Source organism: Streptococcus mitis (genome assembly GCF_047463435.1).
In the GTDB taxonomy this organism is placed as follows: domain Bacteria; phylum Bacillota; class Bacilli; order Lactobacillales; family Streptococcaceae; genus Streptococcus; species Streptococcus mitis_DS.
On the sequence record NZ_JASHDW010000002.1, the window covers coordinates 58,135 to 72,391 of the forward strand.

A 14,257-nucleotide genomic window follows, 5' to 3' on the forward strand; every position below is an offset into this window, starting at 1 on the left:
TAAAAATAAAGTGCTTCAAAATTCTAGGGTTCTGATAATTTCGAAACACTTTATCTAAAAAGCAATATGATAGAACTACTTATCACAAACTATTGTTAATAATTAATAACAATTTGAAATACTGCACGACCACCAAAAATATCAGTAAACTTACCAAACCAAAGACCATTAGTATCTTTTTTAAAGTTTGCTACTTTTTCAAATATAGGTTTATTATATTTCATAACCAAATTTTCTTTCTACCATACTCAAACAATATCAGAACTCTATTATTTGAGTATGAAAAATTTTGTTTAAAAACTTTACATTTTCTAAACAACTACAGTTTACATTTAAATTTTCGGATTTTTTTCAGAATTTAGAGAGTAAAAATGAAAATAAAAAAGATTTAAAATTCTTTGCCCTATTTCAAGAAGATAGCAAATAGAATTTTAAATCTTTATAGAATCTAAATCGTCGATTAAATCTTAATATTTTATTTAATCGTATAAGCAAAACTGATGGCACTATCTGCTTGCGAGATTTTTCTAAAGGTATAGTTAGGGTTGCCACCATAGTTAGTTTCAGAAACTAGAAAAGAACCATCATCATAGTCTTTCTCTACAAAAGCCACATGACCGTAGATAGCTGGTGTGCCATGTGTACCTCCTACAAAAGAAACAATAGCTCCCGCTTTTGGTGTGGAACCCGTTTCTCCACAGAAAAAGATATTTAGCCTATAATGAAGATGAACAATACCAATCCGTGTTCTTTAATAGGGCTTTTCCTAGCCTGTATAAAAAACTGGATGAACAAGAGTCATGAGATAACTCGAATATGCCTTGAGCATGAAAATATCTTACTAGTAGCCTCTTGTTCTATTGTTAAAATAGTTAACTGGAGGTTTTTATAATGGAAGTCATGATTGAAACGTGTTGTGGTATTGATGTCCACCAAAAATCTATTGTTTTTTGTATTCTAGATGGCCCACTAGATACCAATAATCCAAAGAAAATTCAGAAGAAATTTGGAACAACTACTCTAGCTCTTCACAATGCTTTAGATTGGGTGGTGAAAAACCATGTCACACATGTCTTTTTTGAAAGTACTGGGCAATATTGGCTCCCTCTCTTTAATATCTTTTCAGATTCTAATCTAGTTTTAGCACTTGCCAATCTTCAAACCTGGTCGTAAGATAGACGTGAAGGACGCTGAATGGATTGCGCGACTCGGTCGTTTCGGACTAATTGAACCTTCCTATATCCCTACCCCTGAAGTGGTACAGCTTCGTTTACTGACACGTCGCATGCGTTCTTACAAGCAACGTCAAACTCAAGTTAAAAATGAAATTCACAATCTCTTACAACAGGCCAATATCAAGCTAACAAGTTATCTTTCTGATATTTTTTCTAAGACGGGACAAGCACTTTTAAAATTCTACATTAACGGAGAAACCATTAATGTAGAATCTGTTATTCCTTGTATCCAGAAGCGAGTGAAAACAAGTCCAGAAGAACTCGTTGAAGCGATGAAAGAAAAGTTATCAGTAGAAGACCGCTTCCTCTTAGACCAGAGTTTAGAGGAATGTCAGATGTATCAGGAACTCATTGAAAAATTGACCAATGAGATTCAATACTACATCGAAAAGGAGTTCCCCTGAGTAAAATAAGATGCTTCAAACCATTCCTAGTGTGAATGAAAACTGTTCCGCCACTATTCTAGCTGAAATTTGACCAACTGTTACAGCCTTTCCATCCGATGCACACTTAGTATCCTGGGCTGGACTATGCCCAGGATCTTATGAAAGTGCTGGCATTAAAAAATCCTCACACATCACGCAAGGAAATCGCTATATCAAACAGGATTTGACCATGTCGGGATTAATTGCAGCACATTCTAAGGATCCAGCTTTTTCTTCTTTTTACAATCGAATTTCCCAAAGAGGAAGCAAGATGAAGGCTGTTATTGCTTGTGCTCATAAGATTCTCAGAATCATTTACAAACTACTCTCCACCAAGCAGACTTATCAAAAAGAAAAGGCGCTAAGACTGAGGAAACAATTCTAACGCCAAAACTAAAAAAATTTCAATTACAGTATAGCACAGGAAGTGATTTTTTGCGCTTTTTTACTGTCTTTTTTCAAATAAAAAAGATGACTTACAGAACCTGTAAGCCGCCTAGTCAGTCGGTTTATTCTGGTGTCCGCCACCGCTTGGCCCTTATGTCCAAGATTAACATCAGATTGACCATGAGCCGACCACTCATCTACACCATTATTCTAACGAATATGAGCTACAAACGCAAGAGAAAAACTTATTTTGGATTTATACACTATAAAAAACATACACTATCTTCAGATTGAATTTTTGTTCAAAATAAGCTATAATGAATTTAAGTAGAAACAGGAGGTAGAACAAATGGCTACAATCAGTTTAACACGTGATATAAAACTAACAAACGAAGATGCTCTAAAAATTCTTAATCATAAACCATCTAAAAAGCTACAAGCCGTCTTGAAATCCATTGAATCACAGGACGCTACCGCTCCAACGAAAAATAAACTCATTTCAAAGTATCTGTAAGATGACAATTCAAGTAACACCACTTAAGCAATATCTTGAAAATATTCAAGTGCTAGCTCCTGATAAAACTGAGAAACAAGTTCAGGATCTATTTAAAACTATCATTTTAGAAAATGTTGATTTCAACGGTAATGAAGAGATGTTGACTTATCTATCTGATAAAGCCCCCAATTTTGAAAAACAACATCGTTCTCGTAATTTTATCGTTGAAGAAACTGAAACAAATAACATCATAGGATTCTTTAGTTTATCTCTCAAAGTTGTTGATATTTCTGATTTAGAGAAATCCTTAAAAAAGAAACTTGTCCTAAAAGGGAAAAGTCCCAAAAATATTGATTATCTCCCTGTGTTACTTATCGGTCAATTCGGCAAAAACACAAAGCTAAATAAACTATCAGGACAAGAGTTATTTGAAATTGTAATTCAAAAAATTGAAGAATTTCGAGCAATTGTAGGAACTCAGATGGTATTTTTAGATAGTATCAATCATCCTAAAGTCATTCAATTTTATGAACAGTTCGGATTTGTTGCTTACAGTCAATTGATTAAAGACGATCATCAAGTAACTTATCAGCCTATGGCATTAAATATGTCACTCTATAAAAAATAAGAATCATGTCACCTAAACTGATGACATGATTCTTTTATTTCACCGTATAGGCAAAACTGATGGCACTATCTGCTTGAGAGATTTTTCTAAAGGTATAGTTAGGGTTGCCACCATAGTTGGTCTCAGACACGAGGAAAGAACCATCATCATAGACCTTCTCGACAAAAGCCACATGACCATAGTCTGCTGGTGTGCCATGTGTACCTCCCACAAAAGAAACAATAGCACCTGCTCTTGGTGTAGAGCCTATTTCCCCACCAAGACTTGAAGCTGTCGCAACCCAGTCTTGACCATTGCCCATGGTATTAATGATTGAAATCTTCTCTCCATTTCTTCCTTTTAATTTTAAGCCTAATTGATTCATACGAGCCGCAACACCCCATGTACATTGTCCATAGGCATAGGCCATACCATCTCCACCACCAGGAACAGAATGATCATACAAGTCTCCACGAACCCCTTCAAGGGATTGCGGGTCACTCTTTGCCTGTCCTCCATTTGTTTGGCTAAAGCCTTTTTCAATTTGGTAATACCATTCCGTTGCTCTGGTTTGTCTTTCCAGTAGTTTGTCACCAGAATTTCCCTCCCAATAGGTAAGGAAGAGTTGGGCCAAATTGGCTGCACTGCCCGTATTTCCAAAGAAATCTTTTAACCAACTTTGATAGTAAGGACTATCCCCATGAAGCATAAAATCAAGCTGGAGGTCTAAATCATACCATTTCTTATTTTGGGTGCGTGCATAATTTAACAAAGCTGTATGACGTGTTGAACCATCTGCGGTATCTGTCCATTGCCCTAAACCTAGACCTCTATGAAGAATATTAGGATAAGCACCACTATAAATGGCTGGACCTCCAATCGCTAACCAGCTTTCATCATCCCATGAGGAATCGGTAGCGCCAACTGGAGGAGATAAATAATCTCCTTCAGCTCGTTTTGGATTAATAGAAGACTCTACAGACCAATTTCCTAAAATAGCCGCAATGGCTTGGGGGCTTGCCCCTTGAGATTTCAAAAACTCATAAATATGTTTCGCTCGTTCAAACTCATCCCCACCAAACTGACCAATGGCAGGTAAGATAGTTGTCTGAAGTTGAATGACTTTGGGAAAATAAAATTGCGGATTGACATACACCAATTTTTCTTTCTTGTTCTTATACTTTTGATAGGAAACTTTCAAACCTGTATCGTCTGGTGTTTCACCAATAATATCACCCGTTAGGACTCTTGTCCCCTCAATCGCACGGCCATTATGAATAGAATACAAGGTCAATCGACTCTCATTCTCTCCTTTTCCGTTAGTGAGAATAACATCATCTCCATCTAGAGATACAACTCCATCCATTGGTGCGACAATCGTTTGGTGAGCCTTCGCTTCTAGTAGAATGTACTCCTGAAGGGTAGGTTTTCCGTCTAAATCATAGTATCCATAACGATAAGTCATGGTTAGACTATCTTCGTTGCTTTTCCCCTCAAATGGATTGTCCAATTCCTGCATGGAAGCATACACACCTTCTTCTTTTAGTTCCTTCATTTCCTCTTGATCGTCTTTCGATAGTTTATACTTAGGAGTTTCATAAAGGTCTTGCATGGATTTCAAATCATCCCCATCGTTTAAATCATGCCACAAAGTAGACAGATAATCCTTGTAAGTTTCGGAACTAAATAAGTGAACTGGTTTGTGTAACTCATAGTCATGGAATTTAAAGTTCATATACCCCATCACATCATCAACTTTTGTGTAATAGGTAATTCCTTTGTCATTTGTACGAGTATGTTCTGCGTCTTCCCAAGTTAGGTGGGTATAAGCTTTTGTTAATTCAAATTCATCTTGTTGAATCAAACTAGCAGATGAAAATCCTAAAAAGAAGCTCATCATAAGTAAAAGAAGAAAGACTATTCCTCCAACTATCCAGGTTACAGGATTTCCAGCCGCAAATGTAAAGAAGGAAAAGGCTGCTTTTAGTTTTTGATAGATATTTCGGACACTTGTAAGACCTTGTTTCTCTAATTTTCGAAACCGATTCTTAAAGGAACTTGGGTTATCTTTCGCTAGTTTCCATCCTTTTCCATCCTTAAAATGATGGTATCGCTCTTTTGTGTTGGTCAGTCTTTTCTTGGTAAAACGACCTGTTGCTTGTCCTGTTTGGACACTAGCTTTTCCAAGATTATAAGAAATCCGACTGTAGCGTTTCCCTTTTCTAATTGTCTCTTGAAGTGTGCGATAGCCTTCTAAATCTTCATTTTCGGAAGCTAACTCTCCACCTTCACGTCCAAGGACATAAAGAAAAGTTTTGGCTTTCCTACTGACTTTTTTGGACTTATAGGCTTGTTTAGTAGATTTTAGATTCTCTTTGGCGACCTTGACTTCTTTCTTAGCTTTTAATTCTTCTAAACTCTTCCCTTGAAAGAAAAAATTAGATTTTTGTTTCGATTCCTGACCATAAAGAAATTTTTGATTGGTTTTTCTTTCTTTACGACTCTCTTTTCTTTCTTCTTTTGCTTCTACCTTAGCTTCCCTAAATTGCTTCTTGGCTATTTTCAATCGTTTCCTAGCATGAGGCAATCGTCTGTCTCTTAATTCTTTGCGATTCAAAAGAGATGGAGGACTATTTTGAAGAATATGATTGTAGTCTTCATTTGCTTGTTTTACTCTCTCCTTTGAAGCTTCTCTCATCTCCTCTAGCTTTTCTTTTATCTCTTTTTTCCATGCTTTTTCATCCAGTACAGCGGAATCTTTTTTCTGTTTCTTCACCTCCTTCTTTCCTTGTTTCAAGAATTTCTTCTCATCTTTTAGACTTCTTCTAAATGCCTTTCGTGCACGTATGATTTCTCTTTTATCCTTCATTTACCTTCCCCTTAGTTAGAAGCCATTTTATCAGGATCCGTACTCATGATATCAAACAATTGAGTACCTTGAGGAATCTTATTTTTAAAGGGTACGACAACTGAACCAGCTTTTATCAGTCCTGCCCCTTTTTCTGGATTGACAAGGTATTTTTCGAGTTCTTTTGACAAGCCTAAGAGTTGAACCAGTTCTTCTCGGTCATTTTTTGCTTGCTTGAGGAGAATCATAAATTCACTATTTGCAATAATCCGTCTACCATTTGGATCTAACAATAAGGTTTCGACGTTTTGAGTTATCCCAGTCGGACTGGCTCCATATTTTCTGACACGACTCCACAATTTAAAGAAGAAATCACTGGCATATTTATCTAATAAGAGAAGCTGCATTTCATCAAAGTAGATCCAGGTCTTCTTCCCTAATTTTTGGTTCCGAACAACACGATTCCATATCTGATCAAACACTACCATAAGAGCGATTTGTTTCAGCTCATCTCCTAACTTTTTAACGTTATAGATTAAGAAGTTAGATCCTGTCTGAATATTGGTCTTATGAGAAAAAATATCAAGAGAACCTTCGACATACAGTTCCATATCAAGTGCCAAATTCTGCGCTTCTTCTTCTGGTTGTTGACTCAAGACAAAGACCCATTCTTCCAAAGAAGGATCTTTAAATGACTGATAGGTGAGTCTGGTGATTCGGTCGATAATCGATTTTTCTCTTCCATCCATTTTCCTATCCAATAACTTGCCGATAAAGGATAAAAGAAATTCTGATTTTACCTTAACAGGATCCTCATCCATATTTTCATCAGACAAGTCAAGGACATTGAGATAGGTTTGGGAATCTGGCGCAATATCAATCATTTCTCCCCCAAAAGCTCGTCCAATGACACTGTATTCTGCTTCTGGATCCACGATGATAATTTCGGTATTTTCACCAGATTCCTTGATTTTGGTCGTGATAATCTCATGCTTGGTTGCCATCCCTTTCCCAGCTCCAGATGTTCCTAAAATCAGACCAGACGGTGTATTTAATAGGCTTCGATCAATGGTAATAATATTGCTTGAGATTTGATTGATACCGTAATATTTCCCACTGCGGTCTTGTAAATCTACTGAAGTCCATGGAGAATTCACTGCTACATTGGACGTTAATAAACTCCGTGATACGCCCTCTAAAAAATCACAACCAAATGGCAGCAAACTATTAAAGGCTGCTTCTTGCATATATGGAAGTTTATCAATCATTAGGTCATTTGAGCCGGCCACTTGTTGAATCGTGTCTAGAGCTTGTTTAAGTTCTTCTTCATCCTGACCAAAAACACCAATCAAAAAGACTGTTTGAAATAGTTTATCTCCTGTCTCTGTCATGGTTTTTAAGAGTTCTTCAGCTTCATCGATATTGCTTTCTAATACATGGCCTACTTTTTCCAAATAGATACCTGTACGAGCAAGTTTTTGTTGTTCCCCAATCTTTTGGGATTCCATTAAGGTCTTCTTTGTTCGTAGTTTCTTCATGGCATCTGCCTTGGTAGAACTTTGAGCATGAAGGCTCACTATCAATTCCAAATCTCCTTGCATGAGGTCTCGGATAAACTGATCACCTAATTCCATGCCATAGTCTCTCACATAGACAATCTGTAATAAGCAGTCATTGATTTGTAGGTAATTCTTGTTTTTGAAATCTAAGAGATTAGGCGCTATGAAGTGACGAGTTGTCTGACCAGATCTCGTTAAATCACGGTAAGAAAAAGGAAGATGGTGTTCTCCTCTAAGCATATCTGCCAACAAGTTCACCCGTTCTTCTCCAGCTAAGGATTCAAATCGAGCATCAATTTCTGAGAAACCACTCTTGAAATATTCTCCAATTTGAGACAAGGAACGATAGGCTTGTTTGGGATTAGTATCCTTTCTTCCAAAGCTAATCAGTTTCACAGCTGAAAAGTTATTTTCCCCACTGTCTAAATTTTGATTCATCATCCGATTCAATTCTTGACGATAGCTATCATACCCATCTTCTTTTTCCTCATACAAAACACTTTGTCTGAATTTTTCTAAATTCAATCTTTTATTAAAGATAGTCAATTGGAAGTTGGTTTGGTCATCTAGGGAGTTAATCAAATCAGAATACTTCTCAATGATTGCGCCCTTATCTTCTAAACCAACGGTCTGGTAATTGACATCACCAAGTAAATAACTTTGTGAGAAATAATCTTCTTTTACCTGCATCAGACCATTTTGATACAGGGCTTGATAGGAAAGAGTATTAGCCGTTGATGGTAACACTTCCTCTTTTTTTCCTTTAACTACTTCTTTCTGATTAGTCATTGAAGTTTTTTGTTTCTTTAATGTATTTGATTTTCTTTTCATGTTCAGGTCCTTTCTTTCCTGTAATTGTGCGTAGGGGAACCGTTAATTCAAAATGAAGACGGTATTTCAAATAATGTTCAAAATATAAATCATTGGGTTTATAGACTCCAAAAAGCATGAGGGGGATGGTAAAAGCAAACACAAAACCGTAAACAAACCAATCTCCAAATTGCCAGAAAAAGAGATTCAAGCCCAAAACAATAATTGTGACAATAAAGGCTGGTAAAACAAAGATGATTTGTCTTGTGGTGAAACCTAACCAAGCCCTGTGTTGGTATTTTGAGATGTCTTTAAAGACACGTGTATTCATGACTTTCCTTTCTAAAAAGGCTAAGAAGCAATCACTTCCTAGCCTTTATTTAATTACATACCTAAGATTGAGCGAGCCGTACGTTGAGAACCAACGAGGGCAATAATCAGTAAGATAGCTTGTACCAAACTACCAAACATAATCGCAAGTGATTGCAAGACTCCTGCACCATTTGAAACAGCTATTTTCCCAGCAGATTCAAATAAAGGAACAAGCGAAACAATCAGAAAAATGAGAACCCCTTGTACTGCATAGACCATAATATTTTTTAAATAGCCAATACCAATAGACTTCCACTCATCACTTAAAAATGTTGGAATCGTAAGAGGGGCAAATGGAATCATAAGGTAGAGTTGAATAAATCGAATAGATACCAAAAGATTGACCATGGCTGCACTTACTATCCGAACAAGCCAAATGAGGAGGGCGAAAAAGCCCACAATCATACGGCCAATAAATCCTGAACCTTTTAATCCAGAGATTGTATCATACTTTGCCCCACCGTGAGCCACAATCGAAGCCACTTGTTCAATGGCGTGACTCGCAATCCCGATGATAGCTTCTACAATAACAGTAGTATTGGTAATCACGACTGCGACCATGATATAACTAATCAACATCGGCGCTAATGCTTCAAAGGTCATCGCTCCTCCTGAGTTAGCAATTTTCTTTGCCATCTTCGAAAATTCTAAGATGAGAACAACTGATAAAATCGCAACTCCAAGAGGCTGCATGACACTTTTAGTAATACTAGACATATAAGTCCAAACTGTTGGATTGTAGCTAGATAGAGATTTAATCAGATCTACAGTAGATTGTAAATCCACATTAAATCCTTCAAATAAATTTTCAGCTGATATTTTTTCAGATGCAAGGTAAACAAAGGGTGAGACTAAACTAAGATTCATGTCATTGTTTATCCTCCTAAATTGAAATCTGGGTTACAAAGGCTCCAGCAGCCCCTACCATAACTCCACCGACAATTTCAAGAATGGCATTCCGAACACCTGGTCCACCATCTTTAATGTTGGTTGCAAGGTTGACAATCCCCACAACAACGAGAAAGGCACCAACTGCAATCAATCCCTTCTGCAACAAAGACATAGCTTGTGCAAACATAGCACTTGCGTCTACTCCATAAACAAAACCTTTAAAATGCGTAATCATCTATTTCCTCTTTTCTATTTTTATTTTAAACTAGATTCAAAAGTTAAATCACGAATTCTAAGGCCTTCAAGATGATTTTCTTGTCTTTGATTCAAAGGATTGATTTGATAGTTCCACCACCGTTCATCGGTTTCTTGATTGGCTAGGTACTTCCAGTTTGGATGCTTAGTGGAATTGTATTTTTTGCTTTTAAAGACTGGCATATTAGCAATTCGAACCAAGCATTCATGCCGTTTCATATTTCCGACTTCATCAGGTGTCATTAAATCACGAGCAATCTTTTGATGAGAAAGGGATCCTGAACCTGTCTGGCCAAAGGAACGACTAGTATTTCGAACATCAATGGTTTGTTTACCGAGTAAGCCACTCATAAATTTAAAGGTATCTTCATCATTCCCACCTAAGTAGACTAAGCTATCACAATTTCCAAGAATGGTTTTCCAAGCTTCTTTTTCTTTATAGAGCCCTTGAAGTTGGGCAATATTTTGTAGAATAGGAACGAGACTCATGTTCCGAGAACGGACTGTTGAGGTTTGTTCAGCAAAATCTGGAATTTCTCCGATATTTGCGAACTCATCTAAGTAAACTCTCACATGAAGAGGCAATTGACCCTTAAAATCAATATCTGCTTGTCTTGTTAGGGTTTGAAATACGGTTGAAAAAAAGAGGGCTGAAAGAAAGCGAAAGGTACTATCGTTATCTGGGATAACTAAGTAAACCATTGATTTTTCCTGGCCCCATGTCTTCATATCAAGGGTATCTCTTTTGGTCAAATCCATGACACTTTGAATATTGAAGAGGGCAAATTTAGCAGTGGTTACAGCTATAACAGAATCCAGAGTCTTATCCTTATAATTTTGGAAATCTGCCCAATTTCGCATGGTAAAATTTTCAGTTCCATACTTTTTAGCATAATTTTCAAATAGAATTTCTAAGACACTTTTTTCTTGGTTTTCACCCTTGGATAAGTGTTTAATGAGTTTTGAGATTTCAGCAAAACTTGGATAACGCCCTCGTTTTTTTCGCTCTTCCACTTCTTTTTTTTGACGTTTCAACAAGTTTTGGTATTCTGTTTGATTCAAACGACTTTCTTCAATGAGCTGTTCTCTTGTTTTAGGTGGGTTATAGAAATCGACCAAGTAGGAGGCTAAAGCTCGAACCAAAGTCATAGAAGCTTCATCCCAAAATGGATCACTTCGGGAGCCAGAGCCTTTGGTGTTATTAAAATAAACCGTCAGCATGCGATTCAAATCGTTTTCTGTCTCTATATAGCGAAAAGGATTAAAGCCATCTGAGTTCTTCATATTGACTAAATCTAACACCTTTACTTGGTAGCCATGTTCTAAAAAGAGTTTGCCTGTTTTCTCGGCCAAGTGATCTTTAGGATCCACTACAATATTAGAACTATTCATCTGAATCAGATTGGGTTTCACAAAGCGAAAGGTCTTCCCACTTCCTGAACCTCCGATCACCGCAATATTCTTATTTCTATCATATTGGGGTGGTTTTTTATCTAATAATGTCAAACGAACATCTTGTGCTAAGATCGTATCATGAGAAAATTCCTTACCGTAAAAGAGCTTCTTTTCTTTTAGAGTTCCAAAACGGGCGCTCCCGTATTCTACCCCTTCTCGGTATTGTTTTTTACCAGTCTCTAGATAGAGATAAACCAGTAACATCATCACAAAACCTAGTAGAAAAAAAGCACTTGATTTTCCAGTAAAAGAAATATTCCATGGCGACTGAAGAACTTCATCTTGACCTTCCATCAGAAGATGAGTCCATTTATCTAGTGTATTTCCAGTATAGGAATCATACAAAAGCGTCAAACGATGAAAAAGATAGCCTAGTAAGATACCTAACAGTGAGAATAGTAGGAATTTCTTTCCACTGTACATCATCTCACCATCTCTTTCTGTTTGACGGCTCCTTCTTGTCTAAAGGTAATTTGGGATTTAGCCTCATCAATTGCATCATCTAATGACTTATCCATGGTAAAATCAGCTAATTTCTCCGGATCATTAACCATTTTTTCTAACAGATGGTCTAAATGATTGTCTAGAATCGAACGGTCCTTCGTGTAGAAATGTAGAGAATCCCCTTGCCAAGCGATGGCTAAAGGAATCTCTTCTTTTTCTAAAAAAGCTTTAAATCTCTCTATATCAATTGGTTTGTCTAAGAAATCTTTTTTCAGATTAATCGTATCAATCGAATAAGGAGATTGTAGCAATTCTTCTAATTTCTGCACTCCTATCTTATAGGCGGAATCCTGTGCTAAAGCCTGACGTCTAGACCATTCTAGAATCTTTAAAAGACTTTTGACAGTAAATAAAAGACTACGCTCTGCATATTGAACTGCCATTCGTTCCTGTTGTTCAGAGGACATCTGATGCCTCCTTCTTAACAAATAGCAGCTTTCCTTCTTTATAACGATAAGCTATCAATTTCTGACGTTGCTTAATCGACTTGACAACCTTCAGTAGATCTCTCGAATAAGGTTCTCGAAGAGTAACTTCTACTGCTTTCCCATCAACGATACCAACGCGTTTAAATTCAATGTAGTCTTTTTTGAGATGTCCTAAGCCCATACCAAAGGGAAAGTGATGAATCAATTGGATGGTACAACCACCTTTATTTCCCATTTGTTTCAAATCATACAAGTTTACTACTTTCATGATTAACTCCTTTATCTAGTTTGTCGCATCGTTTAAGTCTGGTAACGATAAACTCCGTGTCTGTTAGAAAATTCTCACACACGTCTTGTGCCAGTTGCCCTTCACAGGGAAATACTCTCAGTCCCTACTTACACAGGCACGCTAATCAAGACGGAGTGGATTCAATTTTCAAAGAACAGGTAGCTTTATTATAGATAAGAGTAGTTGAAATTTTTATCACATCTTTGGAGTTGTTGGAATAATCAGGTAAGTACTAATTTCTAGCTCCTCTCACAACACCCTACATACCTTCTATGTTTTATGAACAGTAGCTATCATTTACATTTTCAAACTACCATTCTATCAGACTAGAAGTCAAAATAGACGCATCTACTTCGAGAGATACTCATTTAATGGTTCAGCAATTCGCTCTACTTCCGTTACAGAAATTTCATCACTATGACTTCTCATGATTTGTTATTAGTTCACTTTGAGGGGCTTGCTCATGAAACCAAACAGCGTAAGTCGTAAAAGAAAAAAGCAGTACAAGATTGAACTGCTTTTACGGATTCAGATAAAATAACTTTAAAATATAGAAGATATCTATTGACTGTAACTATAATTGATTTAAATTTATAACTTCATCTGCTTGATTCCAAATATCGGAATTATGAGTTGCAATGATGATTAGACGATTTTCATTTTTTATATCTAATAATAATTTCATAATTCCTTGTGAAGTCGTAGGATCGAGCGATGCAGTCAACTCATCCGCAAGTATTAATGGTGGATTTTTAAGAATGATTTTCGCTAAAGCAACACGTTGTGCTTCACCGCCAGACAATTCATATATCTTTTGTTCCAGATGAATATGAGTTAGACCAACTCTTGCTAATACATCTTTTTTTTAACTTATCTTTTTCTATATAATTACATTTAAGATTTACTAATCCTAAATCTAGATTAGTAGAAACATTTTCATTATCTAACAAACCAAAATTTTGAAAAAGATATCCTGATACTGTCAATAAAAAAGCTTAGAAAGGCTTAAAGCCTTATCCAAGCTGATATTTGTTCATCTAATTAATAATCTAAATAAAGGATCTACTTCACTTTCATAATACGAACTAAATTGGCTCTTTCTGCCTCCTCTAGTTTCAATTCTATATAATGAATAGTTTCCGACAAGTTTGGAATAATCGAGTATTCTAAACCATTTACACGTCTACGTGTTTTTTCTATTTCATCAGCCATTAACTGACACGTTTTTTCAACTTCTGCCAGTCTTAGTAATTTATCAATTAAACTATTCATTGTAGCAAATACATCATCCATTTCACTATTAGAAGATAAATAGCTGTATTCACTGTTCTCATTTTGAGAAGTAATATTCATATGCATTCTAGGAACTGTTACACTCATGATATTTTCTTTCTCAACAAATAATTCAATTTCTTTCGATGGAATTGAAAATAATTCCTCCACCATTTGAGAATTCTTTAATGATTTAGCAACTGCAAAGGATTTTAGATTATCAATTAGATAACTTTCTACTTCTTTCCGAAGTTGATTATTCTCACGAATCAAAGAAATAAATCGCCTCATCAATTCATCTCTTTTATCCTTTAATAACTTATGTCCACGTTCAGCTGTTTTCAAACGTTCCTTTAAGTTATTCAATTCCATACGAGTTGGTTTTACATTCAAACGTACCATCGATAATCACTCCATTTCCGGA

General features: G+C 36.3%; 15 protein-coding genes and 3 pseudogenes. 6 read left to right on the forward strand and 12 right to left on the reverse strand.

Features of this window, described 5'->3' with window-relative positions; all coding sequences use genetic code 11:
* Positions 1–95: 95 nt before the first annotated feature.
* Both QM843_RS01580 and QM843_RS01585 read right to left on the reverse strand, forming a co-directional pair.
* Positions 96–224: a lasso RiPP family leader peptide-containing protein gene (locus QM843_RS01580; protein WP_024057171.1), complete on the reverse strand. Its 129-nt coding sequence runs from the start codon at positions 222–224 to the stop codon at positions 96–98.
* 251 nt (positions 225–475) lie between these two features.
* Positions 476–697 (reverse strand): annotated as a pseudogene (locus tag QM843_RS01585) (CHAP domain-containing protein); the annotation flags it as partial.
* A 194-nt stretch (positions 698–891) separates the two neighbouring features.
* Here QM843_RS01585 and QM843_RS01590 point away from each other — a divergent pair.
* The 6 genes and pseudogenes from QM843_RS01590 (at position 892) to QM843_RS01615 (ending at position 3,171) form a co-directional block, all read left to right on the forward strand.
* Complete coding sequence (locus QM843_RS01590) at positions 892–1,173, forward strand: IS110 family transposase (RefSeq protein ID WP_024057172.1); 282 nt, start codon at positions 892–894, stop codon at positions 1,171–1,173.
* A 7-nt stretch (positions 1,174–1,180) separates the two neighbouring features.
* Complete coding sequence (locus QM843_RS01595) at positions 1,181–1,639, forward strand: IS110 family transposase (RefSeq protein ID WP_024057173.1); 459 nt, start codon at positions 1,181–1,183, stop codon at positions 1,637–1,639.
* Between the two features lie 91 nt (positions 1,640–1,730).
* Positions 1,731–2,045: pseudogene (locus QM843_RS01600) on the forward strand (transposase); the annotation flags it as partial.
* Positions 2,046–2,131: 86 nt separating this feature from the next.
* Positions 2,132–2,341, forward strand: coding sequence for a hypothetical protein (locus QM843_RS01605; protein ID WP_158086465.1), 210 nt, complete (start codon positions 2,132–2,134; stop codon positions 2,339–2,341).
* 55 nt (positions 2,342–2,396) lie between these two features.
* Positions 2,397–2,561: a hypothetical protein gene (locus tag QM843_RS01610; RefSeq protein WP_000201399.1), complete on the forward strand. Its 165-nt coding sequence runs from the start codon at positions 2,397–2,399 to the stop codon at positions 2,559–2,561.
* A gap of 1 nt (position 2,562) precedes the next feature.
* The gene (locus tag QM843_RS01615) at positions 2,563–3,171 is read left to right on the forward strand and encodes a hypothetical protein (protein WP_004263904.1); all 609 of its coding nucleotides are present in this window, start codon (positions 2,563–2,565) and stop codon (positions 3,169–3,171) included.
* 34 nt (positions 3,172–3,205) lie between these two features.
* Here QM843_RS01615 and QM843_RS01620 read toward each other — a convergent pair whose 3' ends face one another.
* The 10 genes and pseudogenes from QM843_RS01620 to QM843_RS01665 all read right to left on the reverse strand — a co-directional run bounded on the left by QM843_RS01620 (position 3,206) and on the right by QM843_RS01665 (position 14,235).
* Positions 3,206–6,019 (reverse strand): phage tail tip lysozyme, encoded by a 2,814-nt coding sequence (locus QM843_RS01620; RefSeq protein ID WP_414304691.1) that lies wholly within the window; start codon positions 6,017–6,019, stop codon positions 3,206–3,208.
* Positions 6,020–6,030: 11 nt separating this feature from the next.
* The gene (locus QM843_RS01625; RefSeq protein ID WP_414304690.1) at positions 6,031–8,388 is read right to left on the reverse strand and encodes a VirB4-like conjugal transfer ATPase, CD1110 family; all 2,358 of its coding nucleotides are present in this window, start codon (positions 8,386–8,388) and stop codon (positions 6,031–6,033) included.
* On the reverse strand, positions 8,339–8,698 hold the full coding sequence (locus QM843_RS01630; protein WP_001097589.1) for a PrgI family protein: 360 nt from the start codon (positions 8,696–8,698) through the stop codon (positions 8,339–8,341). The genes QM843_RS01625 and QM843_RS01630 overlap by 50 nt, the downstream gene beginning before the upstream one ends.
* 53 nt (positions 8,699–8,751) lie before the next feature.
* Positions 8,752–9,606: a VirB6/TrbL-like conjugal transfer protein, CD1112 family gene (locus QM843_RS01635; protein ID WP_001054257.1), complete on the reverse strand. Its 855-nt coding sequence runs from the start codon at positions 9,604–9,606 to the stop codon at positions 8,752–8,754.
* 16 nt (positions 9,607–9,622) lie between these two features.
* The gene (locus QM843_RS01640; protein WP_000627865.1) at positions 9,623–9,865 is read right to left on the reverse strand and encodes a hypothetical protein; all 243 of its coding nucleotides are present in this window, start codon (positions 9,863–9,865) and stop codon (positions 9,623–9,625) included.
* Between the two features lie 20 nt (positions 9,866–9,885).
* On the reverse strand, positions 9,886–11,763 hold the full coding sequence (locus QM843_RS01645) for a VirD4-like conjugal transfer protein, CD1115 family (protein ID WP_414304712.1): 1,878 nt from the start codon (positions 11,761–11,763) through the stop codon (positions 9,886–9,888).
* Positions 11,763–12,251, reverse strand: coding sequence for a hypothetical protein (locus tag QM843_RS01650; protein ID WP_414304689.1), 489 nt, complete (start codon positions 12,249–12,251; stop codon positions 11,763–11,765). The genes QM843_RS01645 and QM843_RS01650 overlap by 1 nt, the downstream gene beginning before the upstream one ends.
* Positions 12,241–12,540, reverse strand: coding sequence for a hypothetical protein (locus QM843_RS01655; RefSeq protein ID WP_000869760.1), 300 nt, complete (start codon positions 12,538–12,540; stop codon positions 12,241–12,243). The genes QM843_RS01650 and QM843_RS01655 overlap by 11 nt, the downstream gene beginning before the upstream one ends.
* A gap of 595 nt (positions 12,541–13,135) precedes the next feature.
* Positions 13,136–13,535: pseudogene (locus QM843_RS01660) on the reverse strand (ATP-binding cassette domain-containing protein); the annotation flags it as partial.
* Positions 13,536–13,623: 88 nt separating this feature from the next.
* Positions 13,624–14,235 carry a V-type ATP synthase subunit D gene (locus tag QM843_RS01665; RefSeq protein WP_000251932.1) on the reverse strand — a complete coding sequence of 204 codons (612 nt, stop codon included), beginning with the start codon at positions 14,233–14,235 and terminating at the stop codon, positions 13,624–13,626.
* Positions 14,236–14,257 lie beyond the last annotated feature (22 nt).